Origin of the sequence: Dyadobacter linearis (assembly GCF_907165045.1) — a bacterium.
Taxonomy (GTDB): Bacteria; Bacteroidota; Bacteroidia; order Cytophagales; family Spirosomataceae; genus Dyadobacter; species Dyadobacter linearis.
This window is the reverse complement of sequence record NZ_CAJRAU010000004.1, coordinates 318339-335959: the sequence shown is the minus strand read 5'-3', so window position 1 is coordinate 335959 and position 17621 is coordinate 318339. Positions and strand designations below refer to the sequence as shown.

14 protein-coding genes are annotated in these 17621 nt (G+C 46.8%); 11 read left to right on the top strand and 3 right to left on the bottom strand.

Annotation, left to right across the window (positions count from 1 at the left end; translation table 11 throughout):
- Positions 1-83: 83 nt before the first annotated feature.
- Positions 84-1514, bottom strand: a complete 1431-nt coding sequence (locus tag KOD92_RS15980) for a circularly permuted type 2 ATP-grasp protein (protein WP_215234578.1) — start codon at positions 1512-1514, stop codon at positions 84-86.
- 353 nt (positions 1515-1867) lie between these two features.
- Here KOD92_RS15980 and KOD92_RS15975 point away from each other — a divergent pair, with 353 nt between their 5' ends.
- The 3 genes from KOD92_RS15975 to KOD92_RS15965 all read left to right on the top strand — a co-directional run bounded on the left by KOD92_RS15975 (position 1868) and on the right by KOD92_RS15965 (position 6513).
- Positions 1868-3415, top strand: a complete 1548-nt coding sequence (locus KOD92_RS15975) for a DUF5723 family protein (protein ID WP_229254700.1) — start codon at positions 1868-1870, stop codon at positions 3413-3415.
- 77 nt (positions 3416-3492) lie between these two features.
- Positions 3493-3888: a peptide-methionine (R)-S-oxide reductase MsrB gene (gene msrB, locus KOD92_RS15970; RefSeq protein WP_215234577.1), complete on the top strand. Its 396-nt coding sequence runs from the start codon at positions 3493-3495 to the stop codon at positions 3886-3888.
- A gap of 78 nt (positions 3889-3966) precedes the next feature.
- A complete protein-coding gene (locus KOD92_RS15965; protein ID WP_215234576.1) occupies positions 3967-6513 on the top strand; it encodes a penicillin-binding protein 1A in 2547 nt (848 codons plus the stop codon).
- On the opposite strand, the gene KOD92_RS15960 is transcribed toward KOD92_RS15965, so the two are convergent.
- Positions 6510-8285 (bottom strand): ABC transporter ATP-binding protein, encoded by a 1776-nt coding sequence (locus KOD92_RS15960; RefSeq protein ID WP_215234575.1) that lies wholly within the window; start codon positions 8283-8285, stop codon positions 6510-6512. The genes KOD92_RS15965 and KOD92_RS15960 overlap by 4 nt on opposite strands.
- A gap of 138 nt (positions 8286-8423) precedes the next feature.
- Here KOD92_RS15960 and KOD92_RS15955 point away from each other — a divergent pair, with 138 nt between their 5' ends.
- The 8 genes from KOD92_RS15955 (at position 8424) to KOD92_RS15920 (ending at position 16513) form a co-directional block, all read left to right on the top strand.
- The gene (locus tag KOD92_RS15955; protein WP_215234574.1) at positions 8424-8984 is read left to right on the top strand and encodes a DUF4126 domain-containing protein; all 561 of its coding nucleotides are present in this window, start codon (positions 8424-8426) and stop codon (positions 8982-8984) included.
- On the top strand, positions 8981-9907 hold the full coding sequence (locus tag KOD92_RS15950; protein WP_215234573.1) for a helix-turn-helix domain-containing protein: 927 nt from the start codon (positions 8981-8983) through the stop codon (positions 9905-9907). The genes KOD92_RS15955 and KOD92_RS15950 overlap by 4 nt, the downstream gene beginning before the upstream one ends.
- Before the next feature lie 87 nt (positions 9908-9994).
- A complete protein-coding gene (locus tag KOD92_RS15945; RefSeq protein WP_215234572.1) occupies positions 9995-11380 on the top strand; it encodes a glycoside hydrolase family 88 protein in 1386 nt (461 codons plus the stop codon).
- 286 nt (positions 11381-11666) lie between these two features.
- Positions 11667-12491, top strand: coding sequence for a sugar phosphate isomerase/epimerase family protein (locus KOD92_RS15940; RefSeq protein WP_215234571.1), 825 nt, complete (start codon positions 11667-11669; stop codon positions 12489-12491).
- A gap of 41 nt (positions 12492-12532) precedes the next feature.
- On the top strand, positions 12533-13678 hold the full coding sequence (locus KOD92_RS15935) for a Gfo/Idh/MocA family protein (protein WP_215234570.1): 1146 nt from the start codon (positions 12533-12535) through the stop codon (positions 13676-13678).
- Entirely contained in the window at positions 13675-14445 is a 771-nt protein-coding gene (locus KOD92_RS15930; RefSeq protein WP_215234569.1) for a 3-ketoacyl-ACP reductase, read from the top strand. The genes KOD92_RS15935 and KOD92_RS15930 overlap by 4 nt, the downstream gene beginning before the upstream one ends.
- 148 nt (positions 14446-14593) lie before the next feature.
- The gene (locus KOD92_RS15925) at positions 14594-15835 is read left to right on the top strand and encodes an MFS transporter (RefSeq protein ID WP_215234568.1); all 1242 of its coding nucleotides are present in this window, start codon (positions 14594-14596) and stop codon (positions 15833-15835) included.
- A gap of 300 nt (positions 15836-16135) precedes the next feature.
- Positions 16136-16513: a hypothetical protein gene (locus tag KOD92_RS15920; RefSeq protein ID WP_215234567.1), complete on the top strand. Its 378-nt coding sequence runs from the start codon at positions 16136-16138 to the stop codon at positions 16511-16513.
- Positions 16514-16600: 87 nt separating this feature from the next.
- Here the strand turns inward: KOD92_RS15920 and KOD92_RS15915 are convergent, their stop codons facing one another.
- Positions 16601-17593 (bottom strand): UDP-glucuronic acid decarboxylase family protein, encoded by a 993-nt coding sequence (locus tag KOD92_RS15915; protein WP_215234566.1) that lies wholly within the window; start codon positions 17591-17593, stop codon positions 16601-16603.
- Positions 17594-17621: the final 28 nt, after the last annotated feature.

The window sequence follows — 17621 nt, the reverse complement described above, 5'->3', positions numbered from 1 at the left end:
TTTAGGCATATTAGCAAATCGTTGTCAATGAAATTTCATTAACCCTCATCACAAACAGCCTGCCAGTAACTGTTCATGATAAGTCAATACAAAACCCAGGTATCCTTGCCCCCGCCACCTTGTGACGAGTTTACAACCAGAGACCCTTTACGCAACGCAACTCTCGTTAATCCACCTGGAATGACACTGATATCATCTCCATACAGGATGTAAGGCCGCAGATCTACGTGCCTTCCTTCTGCGTGCCCCTCGATCATACACGGAACACGCGACAACGAAATAGTAGGCTGCGCGATATAATTCCGGGGATTATCCCGAATTTTTTGTCTGAAAAGCTCGTGCTCTTCTTCCGTCGCTTTCGGGCCGATCAGCATTCCGTAGCCTCCTGCTTCGTTGGCTTCTTTTACAACCAATTGCGCGATATTTTCGATCACATAATTGAAATCTTCTTCCTCGCCGCAAATGTAAGTCTGCACGTTCGGGATGATCGCCTCTTCGTTCAGATAGTATTTAATGATCCGTGGAACATAAGCATACACTACCTTATCGTCAGCCACGCCCGTTCCGGGAGCATTGGCGAGCGCTACCCTTCCTTTTTTATACACTTCAAATATCCCCGGAATACCGATCAGCGAGTCCGGATTGAATGCCTCCGGATCCATAAAAGTATCGTCGATACGACGATAGATTACGTCCACGATCTGCAAACCGTTGGTAGTCCGCATTTTCACATAACCGTCAGAAACAACCAAATCCCGCGCATCCACAAGTTCCACACCCATTTGCTGGGCAAGGTATGAATGTTCGAAATAGGCGGAATTATATATCCCCGGAGTAAGTACAGCTACCGTCGGATTGGGGCGATCGGCGAGGTGTTGCAGCATTTGCAGCAACCGGGTAGGATAATCAGATACCGGCCGAACACCTGTTCTTGCCAATACATCAGGAAAAATTTGCTTCGATAACTCTCTATTTTCAAGCATATACGAAACCCCGGAAGGACAGCGCAGGTTATCTTCCAATACCATAAAAGTACCATCGTCGCCTTTGATCAGGTCAGTCCCCGTAATGTGGCACCATATTCCTTTGGGCGGTTTCAGGCCGAGACAAGGTTTCAAAAAGCATTTGCTTGATTCGATTAGCTCGCGTGGAACAACTCCGTCGTTGAGGATATTCTGTTCATTGTAAACATCGTCAATAAACATATTCAATGCCTTAATGCGCTGTTTGAGCCCTTTTTCAAGCCACTTCCACTCCGCATTGGACAGCACACGCGGGATAATATCGATCGGCATGATCCGCTCCGTTCCCTCCCCCTCAGAATATACATTAAATGTGATCCCCATCGAAAGCAGTGCACGCTCGGTAGCAAGCTGCCTGTTCGTGAGGTCTTCGTGTGTCAGATTTTCGAATTTGCTTTTCAAATGTTCATAGCCGGGACGGATCTGTCCCTCTGGTGAAAACATTTCGTCAAAGAAATTTTCGCTTTGATAATTTGAAAATGAAAAATTCATACAATACAAAATTTGAATAAGTCTATACCCGAGTTTATCAAAACAATATATGGTCAATGTTTCAATTAACAAAACGATCAAAGGATCGAGCGTGCGTCCAATCTGACGTTGGGCCGCCGGTAAAGCACTTATTGTATGCTGGCAGTTTTCGAATTATTGAACACTACCTATTTTATCTTAGTATTATCTTATACACTACTCCTGAGGCAGGATTTCAGAGTTCACTAAAATCATGCCGCTTCCCGGTAACAATAAATCGCTTATTCCTAAAAACATTCGTTGCAACTCCGTGCAGTTCCGCTTTTCTTTGTACACTAATATAAAATTCCTTTATTCAACGTTTTCTAGTGACTATGCCCAAAAGTTTATTACTCACGTTCATCATTGTACTGGGAACAGCCTGCAAAGGCCTGACTCAGCATATGCCGGGCGTTGCCATGGGAAACTTTGCGGGTACTCAGGCACTCTACCATAACCCGGCCTTCGTGGCTGACAGCCGGTATTCGGTTTACGTAAATTTTGTCGGTTCCCAGTTTTATACCGGCGACAATCACGTCAAATACGCAGCTCCATTTTCCTTTCTGAGCCTGATAACCAACACGGTCGACGATCAATACAGGACCGAAAGAGGCGTTTTACGCTTCCCACGTGCCTATTTGACAGAAAGGTTGAATGGTAATTCCAAATACATCAACGCAGGAGGAGATACCCGGCTTCCGTCGATTATGTTCAATATCTTGAAAGGAAGGGCCGGGATCGGAATTGCTACGCGGGCACGTTATATCCTCAATGCTTCGCAGCTTACCGAACCAATGGCGCGACTGATCAGCAAAACGGCGCAGCTGGAAGAATTACAGGGACAGACTTTTCAGAACCAGTCCGGACAGCTGCATTTCAATGGATTAGGTGAAATAGCCCTGACTTTCGGAGGAATCGCTCTCGATAATGAGACCGAATTTATCAAGGTTGGTTTTACGGTTAAAAGGCTGATCGGACTGTATAATGCACACGCGATCGTAGAAAGTTCAAGCTACGATTTGCAGCCCGACCAGGCTTATGAAAATCGCCGCCAGTTTATCAATGTACAGGAAGCCAATGTCAAATACGCGATTACACGTGACGAAGGTTTTCAGAATATCAAGCCTTCGCCGGCCTGGCTTCTGGGCGGCGCACCTCCGGGCAGCGGCTGGGGATTTGATATCGGGGCTGTTTACGAATACCGGCCAAACATCAATAAATACACCTATACCGAGAAAGGCGAGCGGAAAAGGGATGCTTCCAAAAACAAATATCTGTACCGCGTAGCAGTTTCGCTGACCGATATCGGGCGCGTACATTTCAAAAATCCTTCCTACATTTTGCAGCAGGAAACCCGTACTGTCAATAAGGAGTTTCGCTACGATTCGTTTCAGAAGCTGGAAGGATCGGAGGGGCTTTTCAATGCGATCAACTCGTCGCTCGACGGCGGCGCTCCTATTGCTCCTAATTTTAAGTCGGTATTACCGATGGCATTTCAGGCAAGTGTGGATTATCACGTAAAAGAAAAAATCTACGTGAGCGGACTCTGGGTTCAAAATCTGATCTCCCAGGGTGCATTTGGAATGAAAGCTGAATCGTATATTGGTGTAACACCCAGGATTGAGCATAAGTGGTACGAATTGTCGGTCCCGGTTTCGCTTATGAACAGGTACAGATCGCCCGCAATAGGGCTTGTAGGACGCGCAGGGCCGCTTTGGATCGGTACCGACCATCTTACGGGACTTTTGAATATCGGTAACCCGAAAGCATTTAACCTGTATTTCGGTCTGTCGGCTGGCTTGTTCAGAAGATCGCCGGAATCGCCCAATCAATGCTGGCCCCGGGAAGATTCGTGGTTGCGGCGCATTTTCACTAAACGATAAATAGTGCCACTGCGTTATTAGTTGGATACGGTACAATTTTTCCGGTACCAGATATATCTTCAAAACTTTAAGTAAAAATGAGAGAGATACAAAAAACAAAAGAGGAGTGGCAACAGGAACTGACCGGCCAGCAGTGTTTTGTTCTTTTTGAAAAAGGAACTGAGCGGCCATTCTCACACCCTTATAATGACAATAAAGAAAAAGGGACCTATGTTTGCGCAGCTTGCGGAACGCCATTGTTCAGCTCGGAAACCAAATATGAATCCGGTTCAGGCTGGCCAAGTTTCTTTCAGCCTATTGCAAAGGAAAATGTAGAAGAGATCGTTGACAAAACCCACGGGATGGTGCGGACGGAAGTTGTTTGCAGAACTTGCGGCGGACATTTGGGGCACGTTTTCAGTGACGGACCAAAACCAACCGGGCTCAGGTATTGCATGAATGGCGCCGCATTGAAATTTGATAAAGCCGAATAACATTAACCTCAAAAGCCGGACTCAGTCAGAAATGTCCGGCTTTTCTTATCTTTGAATTCTTACGAACCATAACGTTTGATGCAAGTTATCCGATCGTTTTTTAATAAAATAAGGGCAGTATTCAGATTCATTGCCTCCCTCATCAACCGTATTGCATACAAGCTTACATCGCTTTTTACAGGTAAAAAACGCGCTGACAGATTATTCCAATCTTACCGGGACAAAAAGAGATCGCTAAACGATTGGTGGGAAAGAAATGTGGACACAAAATCGCCTTTCTACCGCCCGGTGATGATCATCTGGAAAACATTCGCTTATGGGTTCGTAGCACTTGCACTTTATATCTTTTCTGTTGAAACCAATTTCCTGTACCTCATGGGCAGCATGCCCAGCGTAGAAGACCTTCAAAATCCCAAAGTAGCCCAGTCCTCTGAGATATATACTTCCGACGGTGTGATGATCGGGAAGTTTTATACTGAAAACCGCACACCGGTAACTTCCAAAATGATCTCGCCAAACCTCGTGAATGCATTGATCGCGACAGAGGACGTTCGTTTTTACAAACATTCAGGTATTGATTACAAAGCAATGGCCAGCGTGGCGATTGGCATTGCAACGGGCGCTACGGACCGTGGAGGCGGTAGTACCATTACGCAACAGCTAGCTAAAAAGCTATTTAAAACCAGAAGATCGGGTGCGCGCGGCTTGCTGAGCTATATTCCGGGATTCAGTATATTAATTTATAAAACAAAAGAGTGGCTGACTGCCATTAAGCTGGAAAGGAACTTCACGAAAGAAGAGATCCTGACGATGTACTTCAATACCGTCGACTACGGAAATAATACCTACGGGATCAACACAGCGGCGCAATCCTATTTCAGTAAGTCGCCGGATAGTCTTAATGTACAGGAGGCGGCAGTTTTGGTTGGTTTGCAGAAGGCGACAACCACTTATAACCCGATCCGGAATATCAAACGCTCGCAGGAACGCCGGAATGTGGTGATCGGGCAAATGCAGAAATATGGTTATCTCAGCCCCAAGGAAGCCGATTCGCTCAGCGCATTGCCCATTGAGCTGAAAACCAAATTTGAAACTCCCTACGACGGAAATGCCAATTATTTCAAGAATGCAGTAGTGGATTTTGTGAAGAAATGGGGTGACGAGCAGGGATATGACCTTTATACCGACGGTCTGAAAATATACACGACCATCGATTCGCGCATGCAGGAAGCTGCTGAGGAAGCGATGACGCAGAAAATGAAGCAGTTGCAGCGCGTTTTTGAAGAACACTGGCGCAACCAGAATCCCTGGGTTGACGAGCAGGGGAAAGAGATCACCGACTTTTTACCAACCGTAGTAAGACGTACCAGCAAATACAGATCGCTCGCAGCGAAATTCCCGAACAACCCGGACAGCATCACGTATTATCTGAATAAGAAAGACACGATGACCGTCTACGACTGGAAGAATAGCGGCGAGATGAAAAAGTACTGGAGTTCGATGGATTCTTTGGATTACTACAAACGGATCCTGCGTGCCGGAATGATGGCGATGAACCCGCAAAGTGGCCAGATTAAAGCGTGGGTAGGTGGTTTGGATTACAACTACTTCAAATACGATGCGGTAAAGCAAGGAAAGAGACAGCCCGGCTCGACCTTCAAATCGTTCGTATACACCGCCGCGATCGACGATTCTACATTCAATATGTCCCCCTGCGACGAGATCGTCGACAAGCCGTTTGAAAAGATATACATGGAGGACGGTGAGCAGAAAGAGTGGCGGCCGCGCAATGCAACCGGCACCTACACTTATGCAAGCATGACACTCCGCAGGGCGCTCGCACAATCAATAAACTCGGTCACCGCCGAGCTTACCGACCAGATCGGAGCTGATAATGTGGCGCGTTACGCTAAGAAAATGGGTATCACTACGCCGCTGAAAGGACTTCCCTCCATCGGTCTGGGACCTTTTGATGTGTCCCTTTATGATATGGTCGCAGCTTACAGCGTGTTTGTGAACAATGGTACTTACACAAAGCCGATCCTGGTAACAAAAATTGAAGACAGTAACGGTAAAGTAATAGAGGAATTCCAGGCAGAGCACCGCCAGGCAATACGCCCGGAAACTGCATTTCTGATGACGCAAATGCTAAAAGCAGGCGTAGAAGAGCCGGGGGGAACTTCTGGAAGTATCCGCTGGAAATTTGATGTAACCAAAAACAGGAACGAACTGGGCGGAAAAACGGGTACGACCTCCAACAACTCTGACGGCTGGTTTATGTGCATTACGCGCGACCTCGTTGTGGGAGCCTGGGTAGGCGGCGACGACAGGAGCATTCACTTCCGGACAACGAATCTGGGAGAAGGCGCAAAAACCGCATTACCTATTGTGGGTAGCTTCCTGGAAAAAATATACAGGGATAAATCGCTGGCTTACGAAACCGGACCATTTCCGAAACCGAGTTTTAAGATCGAGAAAAACTACAACTGCCCGACACTTTACCTGCCGAGCATGAGCGATTCACTTGGTATAGAAGGTGATAGCACCCCGGCCGGACGAAGCGCCGAAGACGAATTCCTGATCGGGCCGCCGCCGATTCCATTGGATACCGGAAGGAGGAATTAGACGTTACCGATCTTGTGCACCTCTTTATATTGCATTCGGTACAAGTTCGCGTAAAACCCTTCTTTTTCCAGTAGCTGCTCGTGGTTTCCTTCTTCGACGATCTGCCCTTTGTCAACGACAATGATCTTGTCGGCTTCCTGGATCGTGGATAACCTGTGCGCGATAACGATTGCAGTGCGGCCTTTCATAAGTGTTTCGATCGCGTGCTGGATCAGCTCTTCCGTCTCGCTATCTACCGAGCTCGTCGCTTCATCCAAAACGATGATTTTTGGCTCGTGAACCATCGCACGAACGAACGAAATGAGCTGACGCTGGCCAACTGAGAGCGTCGCACCGCGTTCCATTACATTATAGGTGTAGCCGCCGGGCAGTCTTTCAATGAAATCGTGCACGCCAACCAGCTTTGCTGCTTCGACGATCTTTTCATGTGTAATGGAAGAATCTCCCAGTCGGATATTATTTTCAATCGTATCCGAAAAGAGGAAAACATCTTGCAGCACAATCCCGATATGCCGCCGAAGTGCATTCAGTTCGAACTCGTGCACTTCTACCCCATCAACATAGATATTGCCTTTATTAATATCGTAAAACCGGGTCAGCAGATTGATAATGGAAGACTTACCCGCGCCGGTCGCTCCCACAAGCGCGATCGTTTCACCTTCTTTAACACTAAAATTGATATCCTTTAAAACATATCCCTCGTCATTATAGGCGAACCAGACGTTTTTAAAGTCGACATTACCTTTGATCAGCGGCGGATCATAGGTGCCCTCGTTGGATGTATATTCCTCGCTGTCGAGTACTTTCAGAATGCGGTCTGTGCTCACAATCCCCATTTGCAGCGTATTAAAACGGTCGGCAAGCTGGCGGATCGGGCGGAAGAAAAGGTTGATAAACATCACGAATGCTGTTACCGTACCAAATGTGACCTCACTTTCAAGTATTTGCTTCGATCCATACCACACTACCAAACCGGTACCCGCAGCAGCGATCACATCGGCAACCGGGAAATAGATCGAGTAATACAGAATTGACCGGATGTTCGCGTTGCGATGTACTTTATTGATCTCCCTAAATTTTTTATACTCAATATCCTCACTGCTAAAAATCTGTACAATGCCCATTCCTGTCAAATGCTCCTGAACAAACGAGTTGAGATTAGAAACAGCCGCGCGCACTTCATTGAATGAGTCTTTGATTTTTTCCTTAAAAATGTAGGTACAGATCAGCATCAGCGGGATCATCGACAAGCTGATCAGGGACAATTTCCAGTCCATATAAAACATGACCGCGATGATCAGGATCAGTTGCAGAATATCCCCCGCAATAGCCGCCATTCCGTCGCTGAACACATTCGAAAGTGTTTCGACGTCTGAAATCGTGCGGGTTACCAGCCGCCCTATCGGTGTGTTATCGAAAAATTTTAACCGCAAACCAATGATCTTCTGGTAAAGCTCCACGCGAATATCCCGGATAATGTATTGCCCCAGCCAGCCCGACATGTAGGTATTCCAAAATTGAGCAATACCCTGAAAAATCGTCACGATCACCATCACGATCAGCATGATAGTCAGCTGCTTGTAATCGCCGGTCGCAATTGGAGTATCAATTGTATATTTAATTAAAACCGGAGTAAGCGGCGCGAGCAGGGCATTTAATAAAATAATTCCGATCAGCAGATAAAACTGCTTTTCATAGGGACGAACGAAAGTATATAAACGTCTTAATGTAGGTAGATCGAATATCTGGCCGCTTTTGGTTTCCTGATTCACCTGGTATTGGTTTGGATTGGTTCTTGACTGGTGTTCTTGGTCAACAAAGTAAAATTAAAAAATGTCACCAACGATTTGAAAAAACTGCCCTGCCGGGTGTATCTTTCTGAATACCTGCATCGTATCATCACAAACTGAATGGAGCTGTTTTTAAGTATTTGTCTGGGGATCGGGCTCAGCGCGAGCTGCGGTTTCAGGGTATTTATGCCAATGCTCCTCGCCAATATCGCGGCTATGAACGGTTGGATCACACCGGGAGAACAGTTCGCCTGGCTCACAACCTTGCCGGCATTCTTCGCGCTCCTCAGCGCCACTGTATTAGAAATCGGCGGCTATTACATTCCTTTTATCGATAACCTGCTCGATACCATCGCCACGCCGGCGGCAGTGATCGCAGGTACATTGCTCACAACTTCCGTGATCGAGATCGACAGCCCGGTAGTACATTGGGGACTGGGACTGATCATTGGTGGCGGCACGGCAGGCATTATTCAGCTGGGCACCGGCGCGTTAAGACTATTATCCTCCAAAACCACCGCCGGAATAGGAAATCCGGTTGTTTCCACTGCTGAAAATGTTGCTTCATTTACAATATCCGGCCTGGCTATTTTTCTGCCGGTTATCGCCATTGCGCTGGTAGGTTTGCTGTTTTTCTGGCTTTTCAGGAAACTGTCGAAATTGAAAAAACGCAGCTCATGATTCCAGTGTCAGACGCAATACCTATTCATTCACTGCCGAAAACACCCAGCCAGGTTCCTGCATTAAAGATATTCCGTTTTAAAAACAGCATTGAGATCAATAGGGAGCTGGCTATTCCTTTACCGATCACTCCCCTGCCCACCGACACTCCGCACCGGCATACTTACTACGAAATTTTGTTCGTAGAAGAAGGTCAGGGCTTTCACGAGATCGATTTCCACTCTTATGCAGTCCAGGGAGCGGGCGTACATTTTCTAACGCCCGGACAGGTGCATTTGCTTACTTTTTCAAGTTCTTTCCAGGGTTTTATAGTCGCGTTTTCCGAAGATTTTTACACGTTTTATAATCCTGTTGGTCAACCGCTCTCGCAGCTGCCTTTTTTCCAGCCCGCGCGTCGGCAACCTATTATTACACTATCTGAAACCGAGAAACGCTATTTTCATAATATCCTGGAAAATATGGTTTCCGACCATCTGAACGAAGACGCGGATCAGGCATTGATCGGGAAATATCTGGGGGTGTTTTTACAAAAATGCGCATTGTTGAGTCAGCGCAATGTGCAGCCGGAAGACGCAGGAACACAGACACTTCCCGAACTCGTAGGCAGGTTTCAGGAGTTAGTGGAAAAGAACTTCCGGCAAATGCATGAGGTGCAGCAATATGCAAATGCGCTGTCAGTATCTCCCGACTATCTGAGTAAAATCACTAAAAAATACCTCGGTACCCCTTCGCAGGAATATATCCTTGACAAACTGCTGCTTGAAGCCAAACGCCTTTTGGTCTTTACCAGTTTGAGCAGCAAAGAGATAGCCTATCACATTCATCTCGACGACCCCTCCTATTTCAGTCGGATCTTCAAAAAGAAAACCGGACTTACCCCAAACGAGTACCGGGATCAAGTACGGAAAAGTACCATCCATTAGCCGATTTGTACCTTGATCTGGCTTTTCGGCCATTATATCTTTGTATTATCCTATATTTAAAATACTAAATAATACTATCCGGATATTATGCAGATTAGGAACGACCTTACCGCCGCGGCGCTTCAACCAAAAATCGACAAACTCTGGCAGCTTTCCGCCGAGAAAATCGACCTCATCAACAGGGAATACGACAACTCGAAAGGTACGCCCGTGTTTACCGTCAATGGAAAATACACGCTCAGAGGCTGGACAGAATGGACGCAGGGATTTCAATATGGCGCGGAAGTTTTGCAGTTTGACGCAACCGGCGATACCAGATTTTTGGATTCAGCCAGAAAAAATACCGTCAATTACATGGCGTCGCACGTGGGCCATTTTGGTGTGCATGATCATGGTTTCAACAATGTAAGTACCTACGGCAATCTTTTGAGATTGATGAATGAAGGTCGCATTCCTGAAAATGAATGGGAACGCAACTTTTATGAGATCGCTTTAAAAATATCAGGGGCAGTGCAGGCCAAACGCTGGACAAATACTAAAAATGGCCAGGGTTTTATTCACTCATTTAACGGACCGCATTCTTTATTTGTTGATACGATCCGCTCGGTTCGTGCATTGATGGTCTCGCATTTGATGGGGCATGGATTAATGGGTGAGAATGATGTAAAAACCAGTCTGCTCGAACGCGGAACACTGCATTCAATTGCTACGGCCAACTATTCAGTCTATTACGGTGAAGGCCGCGACAGTTACGATCTTTGGGGCCGCACGGCGCATGAAAGTGTTTTTAATACGAATGACGGCAATTATCGCTGTCCTAATTCACAACAAGGTTTTTCAGGATTCACAACCTGGACGCGCGGGCTTGCCTGGGCAATGCTCGGTTTTGCCGAACAACTGGAATCGCTGGCAAGTTTTTCAGACGAAGAACTGTCGCAACTAGGTGGAAGAGCAGAAATAGAAAGAATATATCTCAAAGCCGCCAAAGCAACGTGTGATTTTTATATCGAAAATACAGCCGCCGACGGCATACCTTATTGGGATACCGGCGCGCCGCAAATTCACAAACTAGGCGATTATACAAACCGCACTTCCGATCCATACAACGAATTCGAGCCTATCGACAGCTCGGCTGCTGCAATCGGTGCACAGGGATTACTGCGATTGGGTAAATATCTTGAAGCAAAAGGGCAGCAGGAAGAAGGCAAAAAATACTGGCAGGCAGGCTTAACCGCAGTGGATTCGCTTTTTGCCGAACCTTATTTATCTACTGACCCAACCCACCAGGGGCTGATATTGCATTCGATCTACCACCGGCCAAATGGCTGGGACAACATACCCGCAGGCCAGAAAATACCCTGCGGCGAATCGAGCATGTGGGGGGATTATCACGCACGGGAAGTAGCATTATATCTGCACCGCATTAATGCAGGGCAGCCTTATTACAGCTATTTGGGTGCGGTGAAGGAATAACGTTTTTGTCATTGTTAGTCATTCGTTGTCACTATTAGTCATTTGTAGTCACTATTGGTCATTTGTAGTCACTGTTAGTCATTTGTTGTCACTATTGGTCATTTGTAGTCATTAGGTCATTTGTTGTTAATGGAGGAATAAGTTGGAGGTTAATTTAATGTACTAAAATGACTAACAATGACAATAAGTGACTAAAAATGACCACCAAATGACAACCAATGACAATAAGTGACTAAAAATGACCACCAATGACAACAAATGACCATTTAAAAAATCCGAATTAACCTTGGAAAATATAACACTTGACCGTTGCTGCATTCATTCCATTACCACCAAACCCTGGGAACTTTCGAAGGCGGTGGAAAAGTATGCGGCGGCTGGGGTCAAAGGAATAAGCGTCTGGCAGAGTTCAATTGAGCGGATCGGTCCTCGACATGCCGGAGAGCTGATCCGGGCTGCCGGTCTTGAAATTGTTTCCTACGTACGCGGCGGTTTTTTTCCGCATACAAGCAGTGCAGGCCGCGCGCAGGCGATCGATCATAACAAAAAACTGCTTGAAGAAGCCGCTGCATTAGGTGCGCCGATGATCGTACTCGTTTGCGGAGCCTCGCCTGACCAGTCGCTCGAAAAGTCGAGAGAGCAGATCAAAGAAGGGATCCAGGCGATATTACCTCTTGCCGAAAAACTGAATGTAAAACTGGCGATCGAGCCGCTGCACCCCATGTACGCTGCCGACCGTTCGGCGATCAATACGTTGGCGCAGGCGAATGATCTTGCGGAGTATTTCAAATCGCCTTTTGTAGGAGTTGCCGTGGACGTTTACCATTTATGGTGGGACGGGGATCTGGAAAAAGAGATTGCAAGATGCGGCGCAAATGGCAACCTGCTTGCTTACCACGTCTGCGACTGGAAAGTGAATACCATTGATCTCCTCAACGACCGCGGCTTAATGGGCGAAGGTTGCATTGACCTGAAAAAGATCAGAAGCTGGGTGGAAGCGACCGGATTCAATGGTTTTTGTGAAGTGGAAATATTTTCAAATATCCATTGGGCCAAAGACCAGAACATTTTCCTGGAAGAGATCACAAATGCATTTTTAAAAACAGTATAAAAAACTAACTGCTAATAGCTAACAGCCAAAAGCTTAATACAATGACTACACATAACATCGGCATTATCATGAACGGCGTAACCGGCCGCATGGGAACGAACCAGCATTTGCTGCGCTCGATCAAAGCAATCAGAGAACAGGGTGGTGTAAAGATTTCTGCGGACGAAGTGATCATGCCCGATCCTATTCTGGTGGGCAGGAACGAATCCAAATTGCAGGCACTTTGCAAGCAATCGGGCGTACAGAAGTACACGACCGATCTTGATTCGGTGTTGTCTGATCCAAATTATCACATTTATTTCGACGCTCAGGTTACAGGTCGCCGCGCTGCCGCCGTGAAGAAAGCAATTTTGGCTGGAAAGCATATTTATTGTGAAAAGCCAACGGGTACTACTACGGAGGAAGCATTGGAGCTGTATGAGCTGGCGACAGCTGCTGGATTGAAAAACGGTGTGGTCCAGGATAAACTCTGGCTGCCGGGAATGCTGAAATTGAAGCGTTTAATGGAAAATGGTTTTTTTGGTAAAATCCTTTCCGTTCGCGGCGAGTTCGGCTACTGGGTTTTCGAAGGGCACAGTATCCCTGCCCAGCGGCCTTCGTGGAATTATCGTAAGGAAGATGACGGCGGTATTATCGTAGATATGCTCTGCCACTGGCGATATGTATTGGATAACCTGTTCGGAAAAGTAAAATCAGTATCCTGCCTAGGTGCCACACATATTCCCGAGCGCATCGACGAAAACGGTAACGCATACAAAGCAACTGCCGACGATGCCTGCTATGCGACTTTTGAGCTGGAAGGCGACGTGATCGCGCAATTCAACTCATCGTGGACGGTACGCGTTCGCCGCGACGATCTTTTGACGTTACAGGTAGACGGAACGCACGGTTCAGCAGTAGCTGGCTTGCGAGATTGCCACATTCAGCATTACGGAAATACGCCGAAGCCAGTGTGGAACCCGGATATTCCACAACCGATCCCATTTTATGAAGGCTGGTCGAAAGTACCTGAGCAAGAGCTTTTTGACAATGCATTCAAGGCGCAGTGGGAGCTTTTCCTGAAACATATTGTAAAGGACACGCCATTTCCATGGGATTTGAAAGCAGGTGCGCGCGGGGTACAGCTGGCAGAAAAAGGTTTGGAAAGCTGGGCAAAACGCGCCTGGGTTGATATTGACGAACTATGAAAAAGACCGCTCTAATTACGGGAGGAAGTCGCGGGATCGGTTTTGGCATTGCAAAAGCATTGGCCAAAGAAGGATATAACCTGGCGATTAATGGCGTACGCGATGAAGATAGCGTTACCGAGGCGTTGGACGAACTTAGAAGCCTCGGCGCCGAAGCAGTCTACTGCCAGGGAAGTATTGCCTCCGCCGCTGACCGTGAGGAAATTATAGAAAAAGCATACTCTGTTCTGGGGGAGATCAATATTCTGGTTAACAATGCAGGAATCGCTCCCCGCGTGCGGCTTGACATTCTTGAAACTACCATTGAGAACTACGAAGAAGTAATGACGACCAATTTGCAGGGACCGTTTTTCTTTACGCAGGCGATTGCAAAAAGAATGGCGCATACGAAGCAGAATAACCACGCCTTTGAAGCCACGATCATTTTTGTAACGTCCATTTCGGCGACGGTCGCTTCTGTTAATCGCGGAGAATACTGCGTTTCCAAAGCAGGACTGGCGATGACAAATCTGCTTTTCGCCGTGAGAATGGCCGAATTCAATATCCCCGTTTTCGAGATCCGGCCAGGTATTATATCGACGGATATGACATCCAAAGTCCAGGAAAAATACGATAACCTGTTCCAGAGCGGCATTGCATTACAGCCCCGCTGGGGCACACCCGACGACGTAGGTAAAGCGGTAGCCTCCTTAACCCGGGGCGATTTCCCCTACTCCACCGGCCAGGTGATCGGTGTGGACGGCGGGATGTTGATTGATAGATTGTGATTGAGCTGTTGGCTGGTAGCTAAAAGCTGTTAGCTGTTAGCTATTAGCTGTTCGTTATAAGCTTTTAAGTATTGTCTTTGATAATTTTTTCACAATAGCTAAGGGCTAAAGGCTAACTGCTAATAGCTAAAAACTAAAAGCTCCCAAAATGTCCGAACTTCCTACTTCCCGTCCTTCTCTTCTTTCGCAGTTAATGCAGGTGCCGGTTATCGTGGCGGCGCTGGGTTACCTGGTCGATATGTACGACCTGTTTTTGTTTAGCGTAGTGCGCGTTCCGAGTTTGAAAGCCTTGAATGTGCCCGATGATCAGTTACTTACCGAAGGAATTACCCTGCTCAATTATCAAATGGCCGGTATGCTGATCGGTGGCGTTTTGTGGGGAGTTATTGCAGATAAAAAGGGCCGCCTTTCGGTACTTTTTGGTTCAATTATCATGTATTCGCTCGCTAATATCGGTAACGGTTTTGTGACCTCACTGGATCAATATGCGATACTTCGCTTTATTGCGGGCGTAGGTCTGGCGGGCGAGCTTGGGGCCGGTATTACGCTGGTAACGGAGGTGCTACCAAAGGAAATACGCGGCTATGGAACTACGCTGGTTGCTACTCTTGGCGTAATGGGCGCTATCCTCGCCTACTTTGTCGCAGATATGTTCGCCTGGCGGATCTCCTATTTCGTGGGCGGTGGAATGGGCTTGCTGCTGCTGGTGCTGCGGTTCAATGTATTTGAGTCCGGTATGTTCAAGCACGTGAAGGAAAAGGCGGTTGACCGGGGCAATATTATGATGATCCTAACCAACGGAAAGCGATTTGGTAAATATATGATGGCGATCCTGGTTGGGCTGCCGATCTGGTTTGTGGTCGGGATCCTGATCACTTTTTCCCCTGAATTCGGCGCGGCAAAGGGTATTATTGGTATAAATGCAGGAAAAGCGGTAATGATCGCATTCTCGGGCCAGGTGGGCGGGGATATTGTGAGCGGGTTATTGAGTCAGTATTTAAAAAGCAGAAAGAAGGTGATCCGGCTTTTTATCCTCCTTTCACTGGCAATGGTAATAGGGTATCTGTTGATCCCGATGACAGATCTTTTCTCGTTTTACCTGCTCTGCGGGCTACTTGGCTTCTGCAATGGATACTGGACTTTGTTTATCACCATCGCGGCCGAGCTTTTCGGAACCAACCTCCGCGCGACCGTCGCGACTACGGTACCGAACTTTGTACGCGGCGCCACCATTCCGCTGGCGGCATTGTTTGTCAGCTTCAAACCAGATCTGGGCGTAATCCAAAGTGCGCTGGTGATCGGCGTCGCTACTTCTGCGGTAGCGTTATTAGCGTTGTATTATCTGGAAGAAACATTCACAAAAGACATGGACTTTATCGAGAAAGAATAAGTTCCGGCAAATCATTGTCTTACCAAGAAATGGCTGTCTGCATCGCGGGCGGCCATTTTTTTTAACAGTTATTAACAAACAGGCGTGCAACTTTCAGCTCGCGCAGACATCATTAGACCAAATAAGTCCACAGCATTTAACCACTCAATTACTCATGAAAGATATCAACCATTCACTTACCTAAAATTTCCACTCCTGTACTTTGTTATACATAGTACCAGGTTTAGCCGCACCTTTGTTATGTCCTCAAAGACAAAAAGAAAATCAAACCAAAAACAACAGCCATAAACATAAATAGCCATGAAAACTTCATTCAAAACTTTCGCATTAGCATTCGCATTCGTAGCAGCTGGCTTCACTGCAAACGCAGAAGACAAAGAAGCTAAAAAAGCAGCCCTGGGAACAGGTATTTACCCAACTAAAGCAGGTAAGATCAACGTTTTGGTAGACAAGAGCAATGCAGACTGCAACACAGTTCTATTGCTTAAAAATGAAAACGGAGATGTCGTTTACCGCGAAACGGTTGGTAAGAATCAACAAAAATTCGGTCGCACCCTGAATCTGGACAGTATGGAAGCTGGTCAATACAAACTGGACGTTATCAGCGGAAAAGACGTTCAATCAAAAACTTTCCAACTATCGGAAGAAAAAGTAGAGCGCATTGTGACAGTGAAATAAGTCCTTTTTTCAAGCTTAAAACCAAAAACATCCCGGGGTCTGAATCCCGGGATGTTTTTTTATATCAAGCTAAATTCTGATTGCTGGCTATTTCTCAGCGCTGAACCCTTCAAATCCTCTGTGATTGGCTTCTTCGTAGAGCCTTTCGTTTGGCAGACTGCGGAAGTAATCGTAAGTAATGCGCAAACCTTCCTCGCGCGAAACTTTCGGCTCCCAGCCTAATATTTCTCTCGCTTTGGTAATGTCCGGCTGGCGTTGTTTAGGATCGTCCTGAGGAAGCGGTTTGTAAACCACTTTCTGATCGGTACCTGTCAGTTTGATAATTTCTTCTGCGAACTGACCGATCGTGATCTCACCAGGATTACCAATGTTGACCGGAAGCGAGTAGTCGCTCATCAACAACCGATAAATACCTTCAACCAGATCATCCACATAACAGAAAGACCGGGTTTGAGATCCGTCGCCGAAGACAGTAATATCCTCGCCGCGCAAAGCCTGGCCGATGAATGCCGGTAATACGCGTCCGTCATTGAGGCGCATTCTTGGGCCGTAAGTATTAAATATCCTTACAATCCGCGTTTCCAGATCGTGGTAGCGGTGATATGCCATTGTAATAGCTTCCTGGTAGCGTTTCGCTTCGTCGTAGCAGCCGCGCGGGCCGATCGGATTCACGTGGCCCCAGTAATCTTCCGTTTGCGGATGCACCAGCGGGTCACCGTAAACTTCCGAAGTAGAGGCAATAATGAAACGCGCTTTTTTCACACGGGCTAGCCCAAGCAGATTGTGCGTTCCCATAGCTCCCACTTTTAGTGTCTGGATCGGGATTTTCAGGTAGTCGATCGGACTGGCAGGAGATGCAAAGTGCATGATATAGTCCAGCTCCCCGGGAATGTGCACGTATTTGGTGACATCGTGATGATTGAACTCAAAATTAGGGTTCGGCATCAGATGTTCGATATTGCGCATATCGCCTGTAATCAGGTTATCCATTCCGATCACATACATTCCTTCCTTCAAAAACCGTTCGCAAAGATGTGAGCCTAGAAAACCTGCGGCCCCGGTAATTAATACACGTTTCATTAAGAATGAGCTAAGTTTGATTTAAACA

Coding starts and splice junctions, on each gene's coding strand:
- KOD92_RS15935 (WP_215234570.1), top strand. CDS start 12,533: ATGACTACACATAACATCGGCATTATCATGAACGGCGTAACCGGCCGC.
- KOD92_RS15980 (WP_215234578.1), bottom strand. CDS start 1,514: ATGAATTTTTCATTTTCAAATTATCAAAGCGAAAATTTCTTTGACGAA.
- KOD92_RS15915 (WP_215234566.1), bottom strand. CDS start 17,593: ATGAAACGTGTATTAATTACCGGGGCCGCAGGTTTTCTAGGCTCACAT.
- KOD92_RS15955 (WP_215234574.1), top strand. CDS start 8,424: ATGGAGCTGTTTTTAAGTATTTGTCTGGGGATCGGGCTCAGCGCGAGC.
- KOD92_RS15975 (WP_229254700.1), top strand. CDS start 1,868: ATGCCCAAAAGTTTATTACTCACGTTCATCATTGTACTGGGAACAGCC.
- KOD92_RS15950 (WP_215234573.1), top strand. CDS start 8,981: ATGATTCCAGTGTCAGACGCAATACCTATTCATTCACTGCCGAAAACA.
- KOD92_RS15965 (WP_215234576.1), top strand. CDS start 3,967: ATGCAAGTTATCCGATCGTTTTTTAATAAAATAAGGGCAGTATTCAGA.
- KOD92_RS15925 (WP_215234568.1), top strand. CDS start 14,594: ATGTCCGAACTTCCTACTTCCCGTCCTTCTCTTCTTTCGCAGTTAATG.
- KOD92_RS15945 (WP_215234572.1), top strand. CDS start 9,995: ATGCAGATTAGGAACGACCTTACCGCCGCGGCGCTTCAACCAAAAATC.
- KOD92_RS15920 (WP_215234567.1), top strand. CDS start 16,136: ATGAAAACTTCATTCAAAACTTTCGCATTAGCATTCGCATTCGTAGCA.
- KOD92_RS15930 (WP_215234569.1), top strand. CDS start 13,675: ATGAAAAAGACCGCTCTAATTACGGGAGGAAGTCGCGGGATCGGTTTT.
- msrB (WP_215234577.1), top strand. CDS start 3,493: ATGAGAGAGATACAAAAAACAAAAGAGGAGTGGCAACAGGAACTGACC.